The 17,654-nt window shown below is 72.8% G+C and carries 18 protein-coding genes; 7 read left to right on the forward strand and 11 right to left on the reverse strand.

Annotated elements, in window-relative coordinates; genetic code table 11:
- Positions 1-41 precede the first annotated feature (41 nt).
- Positions 42-644: a hypothetical protein gene (locus tag ACWKZU_RS04915; protein ID WP_449281279.1), complete on the forward strand. Its 603-nt coding sequence runs from the start codon at positions 42-44 to the stop codon at positions 642-644.
- A gap of 7 nt (positions 645-651) precedes the next feature.
- Here the strand turns inward: ACWKZU_RS04915 and ACWKZU_RS04920 are convergent, their stop codons facing one another.
- Together ACWKZU_RS04920 and ACWKZU_RS04925 are read right to left on the reverse strand one after the other, a co-directional pair.
- Entirely contained in the window at positions 652-1,533 is an 882-nt protein-coding gene (locus ACWKZU_RS04920; RefSeq protein ID WP_449281280.1) for an SDR family oxidoreductase, read from the reverse strand.
- A 76-nt stretch (positions 1,534-1,609) separates the two neighbouring features.
- Positions 1,610-1,876, reverse strand: a complete 267-nt coding sequence (locus ACWKZU_RS04925) for a DUF7218 family protein (protein ID WP_449281281.1) — start codon at positions 1,874-1,876, stop codon at positions 1,610-1,612.
- Between the two features lie 321 nt (positions 1,877-2,197).
- On the opposite strand from ACWKZU_RS04925, the gene ACWKZU_RS04930 reads away from it, so the two are divergent.
- On the forward strand, positions 2,198-2,869 hold the full coding sequence (locus ACWKZU_RS04930) for a DUF6766 family protein (protein ID WP_449281282.1): 672 nt from the start codon (positions 2,198-2,200) through the stop codon (positions 2,867-2,869).
- A 23-nt stretch (positions 2,870-2,892) separates the two neighbouring features.
- Positions 2,893-3,345 (forward strand): DUF6098 family protein, encoded by a 453-nt coding sequence (locus tag ACWKZU_RS04935; RefSeq protein ID WP_449281283.1) that lies wholly within the window; start codon positions 2,893-2,895, stop codon positions 3,343-3,345.
- A gap of 33 nt (positions 3,346-3,378) precedes the next feature.
- Here ACWKZU_RS04935 and ACWKZU_RS04940 read toward each other — a convergent pair whose 3' ends face one another.
- Complete coding sequence (locus ACWKZU_RS04940) at positions 3,379-4,872, reverse strand: FAD-dependent oxidoreductase (RefSeq protein WP_449281284.1); 1,494 nt, start codon at positions 4,870-4,872, stop codon at positions 3,379-3,381.
- A 282-nt stretch (positions 4,873-5,154) separates the two neighbouring features.
- Between ACWKZU_RS04940 and ACWKZU_RS04945 the strand changes: the two genes are divergently transcribed.
- Entirely contained in the window at positions 5,155-6,174 is a 1,020-nt protein-coding gene (locus ACWKZU_RS04945) for a PfkB family carbohydrate kinase (protein ID WP_449281285.1), read from the forward strand.
- Here ACWKZU_RS04945 and ACWKZU_RS04950 read toward each other — a convergent pair.
- The 6 genes from ACWKZU_RS04950 to ACWKZU_RS04975 all read right to left on the reverse strand — a co-directional run bounded on the left by ACWKZU_RS04950 (position 6,123) and on the right by ACWKZU_RS04975 (position 12,798).
- A complete protein-coding gene (locus ACWKZU_RS04950) occupies positions 6,123-7,118 on the reverse strand; it encodes a DNA topoisomerase IB (RefSeq protein ID WP_449281286.1) in 996 nt (331 codons plus the stop codon). The two genes, ACWKZU_RS04945 and ACWKZU_RS04950, sit on opposite strands and share 52 nt — an antisense overlap.
- Positions 7,081-8,235 carry a carboxylate-amine ligase gene (locus tag ACWKZU_RS04955; protein WP_449281287.1) on the reverse strand — a complete coding sequence of 385 codons (1,155 nt, stop codon included), beginning with the start codon at positions 8,233-8,235 and terminating at the stop codon, positions 7,081-7,083. Before ACWKZU_RS04955 ends, ACWKZU_RS04950 begins: the two co-directional genes overlap by 38 nt.
- 103 nt (positions 8,236-8,338) lie before the next feature.
- Positions 8,339-8,812, reverse strand: a complete 474-nt coding sequence (locus ACWKZU_RS04960) for an SRPBCC family protein (protein ID WP_449281424.1) — start codon at positions 8,810-8,812, stop codon at positions 8,339-8,341.
- A gap of 108 nt (positions 8,813-8,920) precedes the next feature.
- Positions 8,921-9,904: a cation transporter gene (locus ACWKZU_RS04965; protein WP_449281288.1), complete on the reverse strand. Its 984-nt coding sequence runs from the start codon at positions 9,902-9,904 to the stop codon at positions 8,921-8,923.
- Positions 9,901-10,389, reverse strand: a complete 489-nt coding sequence (locus tag ACWKZU_RS04970; protein WP_449281289.1) for a hypothetical protein — start codon at positions 10,387-10,389, stop codon at positions 9,901-9,903. The genes ACWKZU_RS04965 and ACWKZU_RS04970 overlap by 4 nt, the downstream gene beginning before the upstream one ends.
- A gap of 102 nt (positions 10,390-10,491) precedes the next feature.
- Positions 10,492-12,798 (reverse strand): bifunctional alpha,alpha-trehalose-phosphate synthase (UDP-forming)/trehalose-phosphatase, encoded by a 2,307-nt coding sequence (locus tag ACWKZU_RS04975; protein ID WP_449281290.1) that lies wholly within the window; start codon positions 12,796-12,798, stop codon positions 10,492-10,494.
- 152 nt (positions 12,799-12,950) lie between these two features.
- Between ACWKZU_RS04975 and ACWKZU_RS04980 the strand changes: the two genes are divergently transcribed.
- The 3 genes from ACWKZU_RS04980 to ACWKZU_RS04990 are packed head-to-tail and all read left to right on the forward strand — an operon-like array spanning position 12,951 to position 15,210.
- A complete protein-coding gene (locus ACWKZU_RS04980) occupies positions 12,951-13,832 on the forward strand; it encodes an alpha/beta fold hydrolase (protein ID WP_449281291.1) in 882 nt (293 codons plus the stop codon).
- Positions 13,832-14,437: a TetR/AcrR family transcriptional regulator gene (locus ACWKZU_RS04985; protein ID WP_449281292.1), complete on the forward strand. Its 606-nt coding sequence runs from the start codon at positions 13,832-13,834 to the stop codon at positions 14,435-14,437. Before ACWKZU_RS04980 ends, ACWKZU_RS04985 begins: the two co-directional genes overlap by 1 nt.
- A 5-nt stretch (positions 14,438-14,442) precedes the next feature.
- The gene (locus tag ACWKZU_RS04990) at positions 14,443-15,210 is read left to right on the forward strand and encodes an alpha/beta fold hydrolase (protein WP_449281293.1); all 768 of its coding nucleotides are present in this window, start codon (positions 14,443-14,445) and stop codon (positions 15,208-15,210) included.
- Here ACWKZU_RS04990 and ACWKZU_RS04995 read toward each other — a convergent pair.
- Together ACWKZU_RS04995 and ACWKZU_RS05000 are read right to left on the reverse strand one after the other, a co-directional pair.
- Positions 15,200-16,225, reverse strand: a complete 1,026-nt coding sequence (locus ACWKZU_RS04995) for a CNNM domain-containing protein (RefSeq protein ID WP_449281294.1) — start codon at positions 16,223-16,225, stop codon at positions 15,200-15,202. The genes ACWKZU_RS04990 and ACWKZU_RS04995 overlap by 11 nt on opposite strands.
- The gene (locus ACWKZU_RS05000; RefSeq protein WP_449281295.1) at positions 16,222-17,607 is read right to left on the reverse strand and encodes a hemolysin family protein; all 1,386 of its coding nucleotides are present in this window, start codon (positions 17,605-17,607) and stop codon (positions 16,222-16,224) included. Before ACWKZU_RS05000 ends, ACWKZU_RS04995 begins: the two co-directional genes overlap by 4 nt.
- Between the last annotated feature and the right edge of the window lie 47 nt (positions 17,608-17,654).

Here is a 17,654-nt window from a genome sequence, read left to right on the forward strand (position 1 = left end):
GGCGCACCGCCCCGGAGCACGTGCGCGTGAGGGAGGTTCCGATGCGACACGAAGATCACGACGACCGGGAGCCGATGAGCGGCTCCGAGCGGGCCGAGGGCGACCGGGGAGACGGGCTGGAGCCCGCGGTCGATCCCGACGGCCGGGAACGCCTGGCCGAGGAGCGGCCCGACGCACCGCATCCGGCCACGCGATTCGACGCCGGCACCGGGCAGGGCACCGTCACGGGCCCGCCGCACGACATCGACCACCTGGATCGGCCGATCCTGGACGGCTCGACCATGAGCGACGAGGCGGAGGCCTCGGTGCCCAACCCGCATCGCGGACAGGTCGACCCCGCACTGGCGCACCGCCAGCCCGCCCTGACCAATACGAGCACCACCCGCTGGCTCGTCGCGGCGATCGTGGCGGCGGTGGTCGTGTCGGCCGCCCTGTTCGCGCTGTATCCGTGGAATCCCCTGTGGTGCAGCATCGGCATCGGCTTCGCCCTCGTGGCGCTGCTCGCCATGCTCGCGGTGCGCGCGACGAAGCTCTCGCGCCCCGTGCGCCTGCGCGTCGAGGCCGTGCTGCTCGGCGCGATCTGGCTCGTCCCGCTCGCGATCTTCATCGCGGTGCTCGCCACCTCGGCCGACGAGATCTGGTAGCCGGGCTCTAGAGGTGCTTGCCGCCCGTCACCGGCAGCACCGCGCCCGAGACGTACGAGGCCGCTTCCGAGGCCAGGTAGACGTACGCGCCCGCGAGTTCGGCGGGCTGGCCGGGACGCCCGAGCGGCGTGTCCTCGCCGAAGTGCTCGAGCTTCTCCTCCCAGCCGGTCGCCGGGATCAGCGGGGTCCAGATGGGGCCGGGGGCCACGGCGTTGACGCGCACGCCGCGCTCCCCCTGCTGCTCGGCGAGCGCGCGCGTGAACGCGACGAGGGCCGCCTTGGTCATGGCGTAGTCGAGCAGATCGGGTGAGGGGTTGAACGACTGGATGGAGGCGGTGACGACGACGCTCGCCCCCGGACCGAGATGGGGCGCCGCCTCGCGCATGATGAGGAGCGGCGCCACGAGGTTGGTCGAGAAGACGTTCAGGATCTCCTCGCGATCGATCGCCGCGTCGGCCTCGCGCTCCCGCTGCACCCCGGCGTTCAGCACGAGCACATCGAGGCCGCCGAGTTCGGAGACCGTGCGCTCCACGATGTCGACGCACACCGCCTCCTCCCGCAGATCCCCCGGGAGCAGCAGGCAGCGCACGCCGGCCGCCTCGACGAACTCGCGGGTCTGATCCGCGTCGTCCTGCTCCTCGGGAAGGTAGGAGATCGCGACATCGGCCCCCTCACGGGCGTACGCGATGGCGACCGCCCGGCCGATGCCGGAGTCGCCGCCGGTGATGAGCGCGCGCAACCCGGTGAGGCGCGCGCTGCCCAGGTAGCTGCCCTCGCCGTGGTCCGGGCGGGGGCTCATCCGGTCGGTGTCGCCCGGCTGCTCCGCCTGCTGCTGCGCCGGCATCGGGGGAAGCGGGTGCTTCGTCCGGGGGTCGGTGTTGGGGGTCATGGCGGCTCCTCTCGCGGGTGTCGGTCTGGCGGGCGCGCCGACGCCGCCACGGGACGCGTCCGGCGCCGGCCGGGGATCAGTGGTTGCGCAGCTTGTCGATGAGCTCGCTCTTCCTGAGCTTGGAGTAGCCCGTGATCCCGAGCTCCTTCGCCCGCTCGCGCAGCTCGTCCACGGTCCGATCCTCGTAGTCCTCGGCGTTGCCTCCGCGGCGCCCCACCTCGGAGCGTCCTTCCTTCGCCGCGGCGTTCGAGATCCGCGCCGCTTTCTCCTCCGAGGCCCCGTCGTCTCGTAGACGCTCGTAGAGTTCGGGATCCTTCAGCTGCGGTCGTCGCTGTCTGGGCATCGTGGCACACTCCTGACGTGCTCCGCGCATCGCGCATGGGTCGGTGGGCCCTTCCGACGGTAGACCCCCGCGCAGCCGAGGAGGAGGCCCTCGACAGCTCCGCCGCGAGGGGGTACTCTGCCCGGCGGCGAGGCATCGCAAGCGGGCCCGCGCGCGCCGGGCCGGGTCTGCCACAGTCATCGCGCTCCCGCAAGGCCCTGACACCGCCCCCCGCGGCGGTCGTACGATCGCCGCATGAAAGTCGTCTTCATCTGGTGGATCGCGGTGGTGATCGTGGGCCTCGCGGCCATGTTCATCGTTCCGCTGGCGGGGAGGTGACCCGTGAGGATCAGGGATCACGCGCTCTCGCTCGCCTTTGCCGCGGCGTTCATCGTGACGCTCGCGGGGCAGTCGATCGCGGGGCTCGCCGCGCACAACGAGGAGCAGCTGGCGCACGGGGCGCACGGGAGCACCTGGCTCGACTTCGTCACCTCGTCGGACTTCGTCGTCGACGTGGCGGAGAACTGGCAATCGGAGTACCTGCAGTTCTTCCTGTTCATCCTGGCCACCGTCTGGTTCGTGCAGCGCGGCTCCCCCGAATCGAAGAAGCCGGGCGACGAGGGCACGGGAACCGAGGAGGACCAGTTGCTCGGGGATCACGCCCGCCCCGACTCCCCCGCGTGGGCCCGCCACTCGGGCTGGCGCCGCTGGGTCTACAGCAACTCGCTGCTGCTCGTGATGGGAGCGGTCTTCGTGCTGTCCTGGCTCGCGCAGGCGGTGGCGGGCACGACCGTGTTCAACGAGGAGCAGGCGCTGCACGGAGAGCAGGCGGTGTCGTTGCTCGAGTACGTGGTCTCGGCGGACTTCTGGAACCGCACGCTGCAGAACTGGCAGTCCGAATTGCTCGCCGTCGGCAGCATGGTGGCCTTCTCGATCTACCTGCGGCAGCGAGGATCGGCCGAGTCGAAGCCCGTCGGGATGCCCCATGACCGGAGCGCCGTCGAGTCGGAATGAGTGAAGGAGAGGAGAGAAGCGCCGTGTCAGCACCGTTCGATACCAGCGGCAGCACCTTCGAGTTGCACCCGCTCACCACGATCTATCAGCTCGAGGGGGTGCTGCGCCGCTACCCGGACCTGCATGTGAGGTATTCGGAGGGACCGGTCGAGGATTCCCGCAGCCGCAGCGTCGACACCGAGAGCGGCCTCGAACTGCCCGGGCTCTCGGTGAACCCGCTGCAACCCGAGCCCTGGTGGCACCGTCCCATCGCCGACTGGATCGCGCGCCAGCTCTGCCAGTACCGGCACCTGCAGCAGCAGAACCCGGATCGCTTCCCCTGGGTGCTCACCGGCTCGGTGGTCGCGAGGGGGCCCGACTGCGAGCCGCTGCTGCGGGACGTGGTGGCCGTGGCGCGGCTCTCGGGATCACTGCTCGAGGAGGCCGAGGAGCGCTATCGAGCGCACTTCGACGCCGGCCAGGGCCCGGAGGATTGATCCGGGTTCTCCCAGCGGGACACGGGCCGGCCGTCAGCGCCGCTCCAGGTCGTCGAGGGCGGGGCCCTCGAGGCGGGTGCCGTCGGCGGCGAAGCGCGATCCGTGCAGCGGGCAGTCCCAGCTGCGCTCCGCCGCGTTCCACGCCAGGACCCCGCCGAGGTGGGGGCAGGCACCCGAGACCCGGCAGAGCCGGCCGTCGACGCGGGATACGCCGACCGGAGACAGCCCCTCGCGAGCCATCACGCCCTCCCCCTCGGCGGGATCCGCGTCGTCGACCGACCCGCCGATCTCCACTCCCGCCCAGCCGCCGACCATCCGCCCGGCCACGGAGATGTTCGTGCTCAGTGCGTCGCGCACGTCGAAGAGGCTCAGGTGGTGGTCGCGCAGCGTCGCCGCCCAGTCGAGTCGTCCGCCGAGCAGGTCCGATGCGATGGTGAGCGCGGCGGCCACCGCGTTCGTCATCCCCCACTTCCGGTAGCCGGTGGCCGTGTAGATCCGCTCCCCGGCACCCGGCAGCGGACCGGCGTAGGGCACGCGCGAGTGGCTGCGATAGTCCTGCGCCGCCCACCAGTGCGCGCGACGGGCACCCGCGAATCGCTCCGCGGTCCAGGCGTCGAGCTCCTCGAGGATCGAGCGGGTGTCGCCGGAGCGGCCGGTGACGTGGGCGCCCCCGCCCACGAGCAGCAGCGGTTCGCCCGCGGTGCCGTGAGCCGTGCGCAGCGACCGATCCGGCGCGTCGACGGAGAGGTACATGCCCGTGGGCAGCACGTCACCGGGCACCCGGTACGCGCAGACGAACGACCGCGACGGTTCGAGCCGCGCGAAGAACAGGCCCCGGTCGAGCACGGGCGTGCCCGTCGCCAGCACGCAGGTCTCGGCGGTGAGCACGCCGAGTTCGGTCACCACGCGCGCGCCCTCGCGATCGGTCTCGACGTCGCGCACGCGGCAGTGCTCCACGATGCGGCCCCCGCGCTCCTCCAGCTCGGCGGCGAGCACCCCGAGCACCTCCATCGGGTGCAGCTGCGCCTGGTCGCGGAGCACGATCGCGCCCGCCGCCTCGAAGGGCAGGCCCGTGTCGGCGCTCCACTCGACGGGGATACCCGCGGCCAGGGAGGCCTCGACCTCGCGCTCGAGCACGTCGAGGTGATCCTCGGAGTTCGCGTACGTCCAGGCGTGACGCCTCTCGCCCGGCGCCCCGCGATGCTCGAGCTCCCGCAGCAGCCAGGCCTGACCCTCGCGGTTGGCCTCGGCGTAGGCCCGCAGCACCTCGTCGCCGGCGTGCTCGCGCAGCTCCGAGAGCGCCGTGCCCTGGAGCAGACTCGCCTTGCCGGTGGTGTTCCCCGTGGTCACCGCCCCCGTGCGCCGGGCCTCGAGCACCGTCACCCGCTGCCCGGCGCGCGCGAGCAGCACGGCGGCGGTGAGACCGGTGAGCCCCGCGCCCACCACGACGGTGTCGACGCGCGCCGCGGGATCGAACGGCGCCGAGCGGGGAGCGGAACCCGTGAGCTGCCAGAGGGAGGAGGTCATACGTGCGACGCTACGACCGCGTCCGGCCGCCCGCGAGCCCCTTGACAAGGCGCTCGCGCCATCGTCCCTCGGATCTCCCGCGCCGCGGGCGGCGGACGGTCGACGACGCGCAGCAGACGGTCGACGACGGACGAGGCGGCCTCGACAGCGGGCGAAAGGATAGAGAATAGAACACCCCGTCGCGAGACGCAAGGGTGTGGCGCCGCGGCCCCGGCGGGCGAAGGCTTGACCAGTGCGGGCGTGCACCCGGCGGACGACCCGGTGCAGGGGTGGGAGGGTGCCATGAGACTGACGGTGGTCGGAGACGTGCTGCTGGAGCAGGATCCCGGAGATCCCTCAGGAGAGCCGGATCCCGGGGGTCCCCCCGGAGAACCGACCGCCGGCGCGCCTCCGTCCGGGACGGAACCGGGCTCCCGTCGCTCCCGAGCGGGAGGGGCCGGGCTCATCGCGACCATGCTGCGCGACGACGGCCACGAGGTCGAGCTCCTCACCGCGCTCTCCGACGACGAGGGCGCCGTCCGGTTGCGCGAGCACCTCGCCGGGATCAGGATCATCGCCTGCGCGTCCAGGGCGCCCACGCCCCTGGTGACCCGGCCGCGCGCCGGGAGCCGGGAGTCGCAGCGGATCCCCGAGCCCGGCGAGCGGCCACCACTGCCCCGGGTGACCTCGCGCATGCTCGCGGCCGTCGCGCGGGCCCGGGCCCTCATCGTCGCGGACCGCGGACGCCGCCTCCTCGAGCATCCCGAGCTGCGGGTCGCGGTGCACCGGAGAGGATCCGACGTCCCGCTCGTCTGGGACCCCCGGATCCCCGGAGCCGACCCGGTGCCCTCGTGCCGGCTCGTGACGCCGAGCCTGCTCGACGCAGCGACGGCGGCGGGAACCCCGGCGCATCCGTCCGCCGCGGCCGAGGCCGCCGAGCGGCTGCAGCATCGCTACGGCTGCTGCGCGATCGCGATCACCCTCGGCGCGCAGGGCGCACTGCTCGTCGAGCAGGACCGCGAACCGCTGCTCGTGCGCTCCACCCCGGTCGACCCGGTCGACACCCGCGACGCGGGCTGCCGTTTCGTGGCCACCGCCGCGACCGTGCTCGCGCGGGGCGGCGATCGCCGCGAGGCCGTCCGATCCGGCGTCGCGGCAGCACGCGCCTATCTGGCGGCGGGCGGTGTCCGGGATCCGGATGCCGCGCACGCACGCCATCCGTCGGGGCGCGAACCGCAGCCGGATACCGATCTCCCGGTTCCGAGCGCGGCTCAGCCTCCGCTCAGCAGGAGCAGGGCGCACCGCTCCTCGACGCTCAGATAGCGGCGCGGCCGCATGCGCGCCCGCGCCCGCTGCAGGCGCTCGACGACCTTCGGGTCCTCGAATGCCGCGAGCGCCCGCGGATCGACGTACGAGGACCTCGTCACCGCCGTGGTGTTGCCCAGGATCTCGGCGGCCTCGCCCACGGCCTCCCGCGCCGCGGCCGCGGCCCGCCGGGGGTCCGCGAGCTCCTCCGCATCCGCCTCGAGCAGCGCCCGCACCACGATGAGGGTGCCGCCCCAGGTGCGGAAGTCCTTCGCCGAGAACTCGGCGCCCAGGTGGCGCTTCACGTACGCATTGACGTGCCTGGCCCGCAGCGGGTGCACGACGTCGTCCTCGCCGAAGAAGCGGAAGACGTCGCGGCCCGGCAGCTCGTTCAGGCGCCCGAGCAGCCGCGCGACGCGCGGATCCCGCACCCGCCTGCGCTGGCGCTGCCCGCTCTTCCCCGTGAAGTCGAACTCCACGGAATCGGCCGAGACGCGCACGTGCCGCGTGCGCAGCGTCGTGATGCCGTAGCTGCGGTGCCGCGCCGCGTACTCGGCGTTGCCCACGCGGAACAGCTCGCGGTCGATGAGCCGGATCACGCACGCGGTCACCCGGTCACGGCTCAGACGCCGTCGCCGGAGGTCCCGGTCCACTCGGGCGCGCAGCTGCGGCAGCGCCTCGCCGAAGCGCACGACCCGGTCGAACTTGCGCCGATCCATCCGCCGCCGGAAGGCGGGATGGTAGATCGCCTGGGTGCGGCCGGCCGCGTCCAGGCCCCGAGCGAGCACCTTCGCCGACGGCGAGCGCGCGATCTCCACGTCGGTCCACGCGGGTGGGATCGCCAGTGCGTCCAATCGCTCGATCTCGCCGCGGGATCCGATCCGGCGCCCGTTCAGCCGGTAGACGAAACCGCCGTCCTCGACCTCACGCGTGATCGGCAGTCTGCGTCGCCGGCTCGCCATCGATCCTCGCTTCCGAGCCCTCGCTGCACGATCGATAGAGATCGAGGAGCCCCGGAATGCCGGCCTCCCGGAAGCGGTCGAGCTGGCGGCGCGCGGGAGCCCCGGCGCGGCGCCGTTCGACGTACCGCTCCACCCGTTCGAGGTCGCCGAAGCGTCTCAGCTCGGGCTCCACGCTCTGCACCGCGCGCTCGACGAACTCGAGCGCCGGGACCGAGGTGCCCGTGAGCGGATCGACCAGGTCGGTCGAGAGCCCGTTGCGCGCGGCGATCCAGATCGCGCCGTCGACGAGCCCCGGAGCGATCCCGGGCCGCGGCCGGCCCTCCCGGGCATCGCGCAGGCAGCGGTCGATGAGGGCGCGCACGAGCACGGCGAAGGCCACCGCGTCGGCCGCCTCGAGCTGCGAGTCGGCGATCCGCAGCTCGAGCGTCGGATAGTTCTGCGAGAGCCGCGCCTCCCAGGTCACGATGCCCGGGTCGAGCAGCACCCCGCTGCCGACGAGCTGCTCCACCGACGCGGCGTACTCCGCACCGTCGGCGAACGGGGGCGGGTAGCCGGTGACCGGCCACGAGCGGTTCATGATCTGCCGCCAGCAGGCGAAGCCCGTCTCCTCCCCGCACCACAGCGGCGAGTTGGCGGTCAGGGCGAGCAGCATCGGCGCCCATCGCGCGAGCCGTGCCAGCGCCTCGACGCCCGCGTCGGCGGAGGGGATCTCCACGTGCACGTGGGTGCCCGTGACGTACTGGTACGAGGAGGCGTTGCGCAGCTCCGCGTCGATCGCGCGGTAGCGGGCCCTCGGAGTGACCGTGCCCGCCTCCTCGCCTCCCACCGGCGGCAGTCCGGTTCCCGCGAGCACGATCCCGCGCGAGGCGGCCTCCCGCGACACCGCCGAGCGGAAGCCCGTGAGTGATTCCTCGGCCTCGTCCGCCTCCCGGCAGACCGGCGTCGCGGTCTCGAGCTGGCTCGAGAAGAACTCGCGCTCGGCGCGGTCGCCCAGCTGCGGCACGGCGCGGATCAGCTCCGCGGCCCGGTCGCTCGGGAGGCCCGTCTCCGCGTCCAGCAGCAGATACTCCTCCTCGACGCCGAAGGTGCGCGTGTCGCCCGCCTGCGTGTTCGCCATCCCCACTCCCTCTCCTCGGTTCTCCATCGTCGCTGTCGTCGGCTCGCGCACCGCGCCGCCTCGGCCGCCCCGGCCGACCGGGCGGGGGCGGCCCGCGGGATGCTCACCCGGAGAGCGGATCGCCCGGCCGGTCGATGGTGCCGCGCCAGGCGCCCGTCTCGAAGCCGTTCGTCTCCAGCAGCCGCGCGAACTCGCGCAGGTCGGCGCCCACCTGGGCGTCGTCCAGCTGCAGCACGGCGCCCGCCTGCTCCACGAAGCCCTCGGGCTCCCAGTCGAGCTGGAGGCGCACCCGGGTCTCGTCGTCGCTGAGCCGGTGGAACGTGACCACCCCTGCCTGCCGCGGACCCTCGACGCTCTTCCACGCGATCCGCTCGTCGGGGATCTGCTCGGTGATCTCGGCGATGAACTCGCGCTCGACCCGGGCCACGCGCACCCGCCAGGCGAGTCTCGTGTCGTCGATCTGCCGCACCTCCTCCACGCCCCACATGAACGCGGGGAAGTCCTCGAACTGGGTCCACTGGTTGTAGACGGTGCTCACGGGGAGCCCGATGTCGATGTCGCTCGTCACGGTGTGCACGGTGTCGTCTCCTTCATCGTCTGGCTGCACGGTCGGTTCGAGCGTATGGGGGCGCGTCGCGGGTGTCAGCGGGGTTGATTTCCCAGGGGCGCACGGGGTATCGCCCGCTCAGCGCCCGCGATCCGCGTACTCCGGCAGCGGATCGCTCGGCACGACGACCACGTCGTGGATCTTCCAGTCGATCCCCTCGATCCCCTCGGCGACAGCGCCGAGGGCTTCGAGGGGCACGCTGTCGTCGTACGGCTGCACGAACGCCTCGACGTGCAGCACCTGGCCCTCGTCGCGGATCCTGACCGCGGCGTCGGCCACCCACTCCTGCGCCCTGAGGTACTCCACGATCTTCTTGCCCAGCGGATGCGGCTCTGCCCCGTCGACCGTTCGGGCCCGCTGGTCCATGAGGTCGGAGACGGCGGCCCCCGTGTTGCGCAGTCCGTCCCACACGATCCCGAGCGAGATGAACAGCGCCGCAGCGCCGTCGAGCCACCAGAGGCCCAGCCCCACGCCCAGCACACCGACGATCGACGCCGCGTTCGTCTGCCAGTCCGCCTTCGCCATGTCGGCGTCGGCGTAGAGCAGCTTGTTGTGGAGCACCGGTGCGATGCGCGACTTCGCGGGGCCGTAGAGCAGCACCGGGCCGACCACGATGACCGCCATCACCCCGATCATGATCCAGCCGAGCCACACCGTGTGCCCCAGCACCCGCACCGTGCCGATCGTGGGATGATCTGCGGCCACGAGTCCCGTGACGGCCTCGATCGCGAGGTGGGTGCCCACGGCCAGCAGGGCGACGCCCGCGACCAGGTGGCCGATTCCCATGACGCGGTGCCAGCCGTACGGATGCTTCGCCGACGGCTTCCGGCGCACGAGCAGGAGCGCGACGAAGAAGGCGAGCTGCGGCAGCAGGGAGAGCATGTCCTCGATCCAGGCGGTCTTCATCGCCTGGGAGTTGCCGAGCACGAACGCGACGATCACGATCGTGCAGACGGTGTAGCCGATCGTGAACAGCTGCCAGCGGACCGCCCGGCGCAGCGCCTCCCGCTGCTCCTCCGGGAGGTGTTCGCGGTCGCTCTGACGGAACGCCGCGCGGTTCACGACCCGGCCTCCTCATCGAGGAAGCGCTCGAGCTCCGTGAGGAAGGCGTTCTCGCCGAGCGGCACGAACACGACGAGCGCGCGGCCGTCCGAGCCCGGCACCCCGGGATAGCCGCGGCTCACGCCGACGCGGTCCGACCAGGGGGTGCCGTCCGTGAAACCGCCGACCGCGAGATCGAGCTCGCCCTCCTCCAGCATGCCGACGATCCCCTCCTCGCCGCGCACCGTCCACTCCGGGGTCGCATCGATCCTGCGGGCGAAGTCCTCCACCAGGTCGATCAGGGCACCCGACGGCTCGCCGCCCGACACCTCCACGAGCCCCGGTTCGGGCGAGAGGCCCACGCGCAGCGTGCCGCCCCGCACCCCCTCGAGCGTGCCGTCCGGATCGGTCGGCACGGTCAGGCCGCACCCCTGCAGTCCGAGCCCCAGCAGCAACGCCGCCGAGACCGTGACGATCCGTCCGCACCGTCCGCGCCCTCTTCGCACCCGCCGTCCTCCCGCTCAGCCCGCCGCGCTTCTCGCGGCTCCTGCTTCGAGTGTGGCCCGAACCAGCGCCGGTTCCCAGGCCTTGACACGGCGGGAGAGGACCTACTCGGACCCGATCACGATCCCGGTGCGCAGCTCGGCCAGCAGGGCCAGCACCGCTGCCGCGGTCTCGGGATCGGGGACCCGCTCGCTCGCGGCGGTCTCGCCCGGCCCCACCTTGATCCCCAGGTCGTCGGGGCCCAGGCTGGCGAAGACGTCCTCGTCGGTGACGTCGTCGCCGAGGAAGAGCACGGGACCCGGGGGCAGCGCGGCGCGGATCCGCTGCAGCACCGACCCCTTGTCGGCCGCGCGAACCGAGAACTCCCGCACCTCCTTGCCCTCGCGCACATGCATGCCCGCGGTCGTGCCGAGCTCGACCGCCGCGGCGAGCAGCTCGACGGCCTGTTCCCGATCGGGTACCTCCCGCGTGTGCACCGCGAGCCCGAAGGGCTTGTACTCGAGCCGCACGCCGGCCTCCTCGCCCAGCACGCGGGCGAAGCGCCTCGCCAGCCAGCCGAGCCGCCGTTCCTCGTCCTCGGTGAGCGCCCCTCCCTCGAGGTTCACCTCGCTGCCGTAGGTGCCGGGGTTCTTCGCGCCGGCACCGACGCCCACCAGCTCCGAGCCGTGCGAACCGGACACGATCCAGGCGTCGATGTTGAGCCCAGTCTCGGCGAGCCCGGCCAGCGAGCGCCCCGTGAGCAGAGTGACGCTCGTGCCCTGGGCTCCCGCCAGCACGTCGAGCGCCTGCTGGGCGCGGGGCAGGATCCTCGCATCCTGCGGGCGCGGCACGATGGGGGCCAGCGTGCCGTCGAAGTCGGTCGCGACGATCAGCGCGGGCGACGCCGCGAGCCTGCGCACCCGGTCGTCGATGCTGCGCGGCACGAAGGCGGCGCCCACCTGGATGGGCTCCGTGCGCTCGCCGCTCGGGCCGACCTGCCGCGACTCGGCCGCGGCCTGCACCGCGCCCAGATAGCCCGCGGCCCAGTGCGCGACGTCGTTGTGGTGCACGGCGCGCCGCAGGGACCGCATGCGGCGCCGCTGCTCCTCCCGGGGCATGTGGGCGGCGCGCACGATGGCCGCCTTGAGTCCCTCGATGTCGTGCGGGTTGACGAGCAGCGCGTCGCGCAGCTCGTCGGCCGCCCCCGCGAACTCGCTCAGCACGAGCACGCCGTGCTCGTCGGCGCGGCAGGCGGCGTACTCCTTCGCCACGAGGTTCATCCCGTCGCGCAGCGGCGTGACGAGCATCACGTCGGCCGCGAGATACAGGGCCACCATCTCGTCGCGCGTGTAGCCGCGGTGCAGGTACACGAGCGGGGCGCGCCCGATCGCTCCGTGCTCGCCGTTGATGCGGCCGACCGTCACCTCGACCTCGTCGCGCAGCTGGCGGTAGGCCTCGACGCGCTCGCGGCTCGGCGTCGCGACCTGCACGAACACGATGTCTGCGGCATCGATCTCGCCGTCGGCGAGCAGCTCGTTGTAGGCCTTGAGCCGGTGCCGGATCCCCTTGGTGTAGTCGAGCCGGTCGATCCCGAGCATCAGGGTCTTCGGATTGCCGAGCTCCTCGCGGATCTCCTGCGCCCGTCGGCGCACCTCGGGGCGCTCGGCCACCGACGCGAACGCGTCCGCGTCGATCGAGATGGGGAACTCCTGCGCCAGCACCGTGCGCGAGGGGCTGTCCGCCGTGGCCGGCACGACGACGGTGTTGCCGAGCGCGGGGGCGCGGGTGAACCGCTCGGCGGTGGTGCGGAACGCGACCGCGTCGGTGACCTGCTGGAAACCGATCACATCGGCGCCCAGGAGCCCCTCCACGATGCGCTTGCGCCACGGCAGCTGGGCGAAGAGGCGGCTCGGCGGGAACGGGATGTGCAGGAAGAACGCGATGGTGAGGTCGGGCCGCAGTTGGCGCAGCAGCGCCGGCACCAGCTGCAGCTGGTAGTCGTGCACCCACACGATCGCGTCCTGCGCCGCCTCCTGCGCCACGCGCTCGGCGAAGCGGCGGTTCACCTGCCGGTAGCGGTCCCACCACTCGCGATGGTACTCCGGCTGCGCGATGACGTCGTGGTAGAGCGGCCACAGCGTGCCGTTCGAGAAGCCCTCGTAGTAGAGCTCGACGTCCTCCTCGCTCAGCTCCACGGGCGCCAGGCGCATCGAGCCGATCTCGAACGGGTCGATGTGCTCGTCCGCGCTCCCGGCCCACCCCACCCAGAGACAGCCGAGCTGCTCGACGATCGGCTCCACGGCGGTCACGAGCCCGCCCGGCGATGTGCGCCAGGACGTGGTCCCGTCCTCCGCCACCACGCGGTCGACCGGCAGGCGGTTGGAGACCATCACGAGCTCGCGCCCCCCGGTCATGTTCCTCAAATCGGTCATGGCACCTCCTGCGGCTCTTTCTCGCAGTCTAGCGATCCCGTGTAACGCGGCGGCGACCCCTTGACAACGGTGTCGGCGCGTGACGCCCGGACAGATCGAACGAGCCCGTTGTGACCAGAAATGCTATTATGGTCATAACGGGAGGAGATCCGATGCGCGCACGACGAGCGGACGTGGATGCGGCCGGCACCACGATCTCCTATCTGGAGTGGACGCCGGAGCGCGCGACGGGCACGGCCGTCCTGCTGCTGCACGGCGGCGGGGCCGACAGCGCCGAGCTCTCCTGGGGCGGCGTCGGCCCCGCTCTCGCGAGGGCGGGCCACCGCGTCATCGCGCCCGACCATCCGGGGTTCGGGCAGAGCCCGGCAGCGGGCTGGGCGCTCACGCAGGAGCGCCTGGTGGCGTACGTCGGCGCGCTCGTGGATGCGCTCGGGCTGCACGACTACGCCCTCGGCGGGCTCTCCCTCGGCGGCGGCCTCGCGCTGGGCCACCTCCTCGACCGGCCCGAAGGCGCGCGCGGGGCGATGCTGCTGGGCACCTTCGGCATCATGCCTCGCCTCGCGGACGGCCCGCTCGGCGCCCTGAACCACCTCGGGACGTTCCTCCTGCTGCGCACGGGCCTCCTCTCCGCCATGACCCGCGCCTACTCCCGCAGCCCAGCCGCGATGGAGCGGGGGCTGCGCGCGATCGTGCGCTCCCCCGACGCGCGCACCCCCGAGCTCGTGCGGGCGGTCGTGGCCGAGGCCGCATCGGGCGAGGGCCTGCGGGTCTTCGGCGAGTGGCAGCGGGATCAGGTGCTCTGGAACCGGCTGCGCACCGATTACACCGACCGGCTGCGCACGATCCGCACGCCCGTGATCCTGGTCCACGGCGACCGCGACGACGGCGTGCCCGTCGCCCGTGCGCACACCGCCGCGGAGCGGCTCCCCCACGGTGAGCTGGTCGTGGTGCCCGGGGCCGGGCACTGGGTGCAGCGGGATCGCCCCGAGGCGGTCATCCCGGCACTGCTCGGATTCCTCAGGGGGCTCGACTGATGCCCCGGCCGCTGCTGCCGGACCGGCACGGCCGCATCCTGGATGCGGCCGAGGCGCTGGTGCTCGAGCGCGGCTTCGACGCGACGAGCGTCGCCGCCGTCGCCGCGCGGGCCGGGATCGGCAAGGGAGCCGTCTACCTCGAGTTCGCGAGCAAGCGCGACATCCTCGACGCCCTCCTGCGCCGCGGCACCGAGCGCATGCGCGCCCGGGTCGACGACGAGCTCGGCGAGCATCCGTCCCTCGGCGACGCGTACCGCGTCTCCGTGCGCGTGCTGCTGGAGGACCGGCTCATGACCGCCGCGTTCCTCGACGACCGCGGTGTGCTCGGCAGCCACGTGGCGACGGTCGCGGACGGCCGCTACCGCTCACGTCACGACGGCGTCGTCGAGTGGCTGGGCGAGCTCCGGCGGAGCGGGAGTCTCGTCGTCGGCGTCGACCCCGAGCACCTCGCCCTCGCCCTCTCGAGCGCCACGATCGGCCTGCTCTCGGCCGGCCGGCTCATCGGGCCGCTGGACGCATCGCAGCTCCGAGGCGCCATCGACGTGCTCGGCCGCATGGCCGAGACCTTCGAGCCGCCCCACCTCCGCATTCCGGACGGAGAGTGACGACCATGCACGTGAGCACCCTCGGTGACGAACGCGGCCGCCCGGTCCTGCTGCTGCACGGCGGCGGAGTCGCCGGCTGGATGTGGAACCCGCTGATCGAGCACCTCGGCGACGAGCTGCGGCTGCTCGTGCCGGACCTGCCCGGCCACGACCGCAGTGCCGACGAGGGGTATCGATCCCACGATCGGACCGCCTCCGAGCTCGCGGCACTGCTCGCGGGGACCGGATCGGCGCCCGCCGCGGTGGTCGGCTTCTCGCTCGGCGCACAGCTGGCGGTGCTGCTCGCGGCGCGGCACCCCGAGCTCGTCGAGCGCGTCGCCGTCATCAGCGCGCAGGCCGCACCCACGCCGGCGCCCCGCCTGACGCTCGCGCTGCTGGGCGCCACCGCAGGCCTGGCACGGCGCGACTGGTTCGCCAGGCTGCAGGCGAAGGAGCTCTTCATCCCGCCGGGGCTCCTCGAGGACTATCTGCGCACCTCCGCAGGCATCTCGCGGTCGACGCTCCTCGCCGCCGTCGGGGAGAACATCCGCTTCACCGTTCCCGCAGGGTGGAGCGGATTCCCCGGGAGCGCCCTGATCCTCGCCGGATCGCGCGAGCGGCGGCTCATGCGCGCCTCGGCCGAGACCCTGCACCGGGCGCTGCCGGGCAGCGCCCGCGAGATCGTCGACGGCGCAGGGCACGGGATCCCGCTGCAGCGGCCGGAGTGGCTGGCGCAGCGGTTGCGGCGCTGGTCGGGCGAGCAGGGATCGCACGGCGCCTCGTCTAGAGCTTGAGCTCCGCCCCGCCCGGGAGCACCCGGCGCAGCACGTCGGCCATCGTGATCGCTCCCGCGAACTCGCCGTCGCGCGCGACCACGGCGAACTGCTCGCCCGCGGCGCGCATCCTCGAGAGCGCCTCGTGCACCGGGCTCCCGGCCTCCAGCACGAGGCACTCCCGGGTGAACCCTCCGATGCGTCCGTCTGCGGGCTCGAGCAGCACGTCGCGCACGTGGATCACCCCGGGCGCCTCCCCCGCGGGATCCACGAGGATGCGCAGGTGGCCCGACTCCGCCGCCGCCGCGCGCACTTCCCCGACGGTCGCGTCGCCGGCGACCGCCGTGGGGCGCCACGGACCCTCCGGGAGCAGATCCCCGACCCTGAGACGCTCGAGGTCGAAGACGTGCGCCAGCTGGGTGCGGAACGAGTCGTCGAGCGTGCCGACCGCGGCGGAGTGCTCCACGAGCTGCCGGATCGTATCGATGTCCTGCCCGCCGAGCGCCCGGTTCTCGGCCGGGACGTAGCCGCTCGCGGCGACGAGGCGGTTCGCGATCCGGTTGATCCACACCAGCATCGGCCGGAGCACCCAGGCCAGGCCGCGGGCGGGCACGCCGATGATGTTGGCGGCGAGCTCGGGGTGGGCGATCGCCCAGGATTTCGGGGCCATCTCGCCGATCACGAGGTGCAGGAACGTGACGAAGAGCAGCGACAGCAGGAAGGCTCCGGTGTCGGCGAGCCAGGCCGGGGCACCCCACGCCTCGAGGATCGGGCCGAGCCACCCGTCCACCGCGGGCTTGGTGATCGCGCCGAGTGCGAAGGTGCAGATCGTGATGCCGAACTGGGCCACCGCGAGCATGATGGTGAGCTCGTTCATCCCCCGGAGCGCCGCACGTGCGGTGCGCCTCGTGCGGGCCTGCTCCTCGATGCGGTGCCGGCGAGCGGCGAGCAGCGAGAACTCGATGACCACGAAGAACGCGCTCAGCACGATCAGCAGCACGGTCGAGATGACGACGAACGCGAGTGAATCGGTCACAGCTCGCCCTCCTCATCGGCGCGGTCGGCGGCGGACGACTCGACGAGTGCGACGCGCATCGCACCCGGCACATGCCTGACGACCGAGAGCACCTCGACCGCGAGCTCCCGTCGCACCGGTTCGTCGTGCACGAGGTCGGCGGGGTCGTCGGGAAGCGGCACCCGCACCGTCTCCCCCGTCCCGGGGAAGCCTCCCACCGCGGCGATCACGAGCCCGGCGAGCGTCTCGAAGTCGCCCTCGGGCAGCTCGTGCCCGAGGACGCGACTCACCTCGTCGAGGTGCATCCCGCCGTCGGCCCGCCAGACGCCGGGCGCCTCCTCGGCCATCTCGGAAGCCGGCACCGGGTCGTGCTCGTCGGTGATCTCCCCGACCAGTTCCTCCGCGACGTCCTCGGTCGTGAGGATGCCCGCGAAGCCCCCGTACTCGTCGATGACGCACGCCAGCTGCGCGCTCGCCCGGTTCATCTCCTCGAGCGCGTCGGGCAGCGCCATCAGAGTCGGCACCATCAGCGGTGGGCGCATGATCCTCGTCACCGGCGCGTCGTCGGCTTCGCCGGTGCGCAGCAGATCGATCAGCTCGACCACGCCGACGGGTTCGCCGGAGCCGTCGACCACCGGGTAGCGGCTGTGGGAGTGCGCCATCCGATCGCGCAGCTCCGCCAGCGTGGCGCGCTGCGGCACCGTCGCCACGCGGGATCCCGGCGTCATCGCGTGTTCGACGTCATCGTGCGGGAAGTCGAGCACGCGGTCGATGAGGATCGACAGGTCGTCGGGCAGGTCGCCGCTCTCCCGCGAATCGGCGACGGCCCGCTTCAGATCCTCCGGGGAGGCGCTGGAGTCGACGTCGTGCACGGGCTCCACCCGCAGCAGCTTGAGGAAGAGGTTGGCGGCCACGTCGAACACCGCGATGAGCCACCCGAAGACGGCGAGATACACCTGCGTCGAGCGCGCCAGGCCGATCGCGAGCGGTTCGGGTGCGGAGATGGCGAGATTCTTCGGATAGAGCTCGCCGAAGATCATCTGCACGATCGTCGCCGCGACGAGCACCCCCACGGTGGTGACCGACACGGTGAGGGCGGGCGGGATGTCGAGGCCGCCGAGGAGCACTCCCAGGGATTCGCCGACCAGGGGCTCCGCCACGTAGCCGACGAGCAGGCCCGTGACCGTGATGCCGAGCTGCGCACCGGAGAGCATGAAGGAGGTGCGGCGCGTCACCGCGAGCGCGCGTTTCGCCGCGACGTCGCCGGCGTCCGCGCGCGCGGCGAGCCGGGAGCGGTCGACCGACATGTACGCGAACTCCTGCGCCACGAAGTACCCGTTCGCGGCGATGATGACGAGGATCAGGATGATGCCGATCAGCAGCATCAGCACTGCGGAGCCCATGCGGGGTTCACCCCCTGGACGGTTCGGGGCCGCTCACGACCCGGATG

It is taken from the genome of Leucobacter sp. (assembly GCF_053528595.1).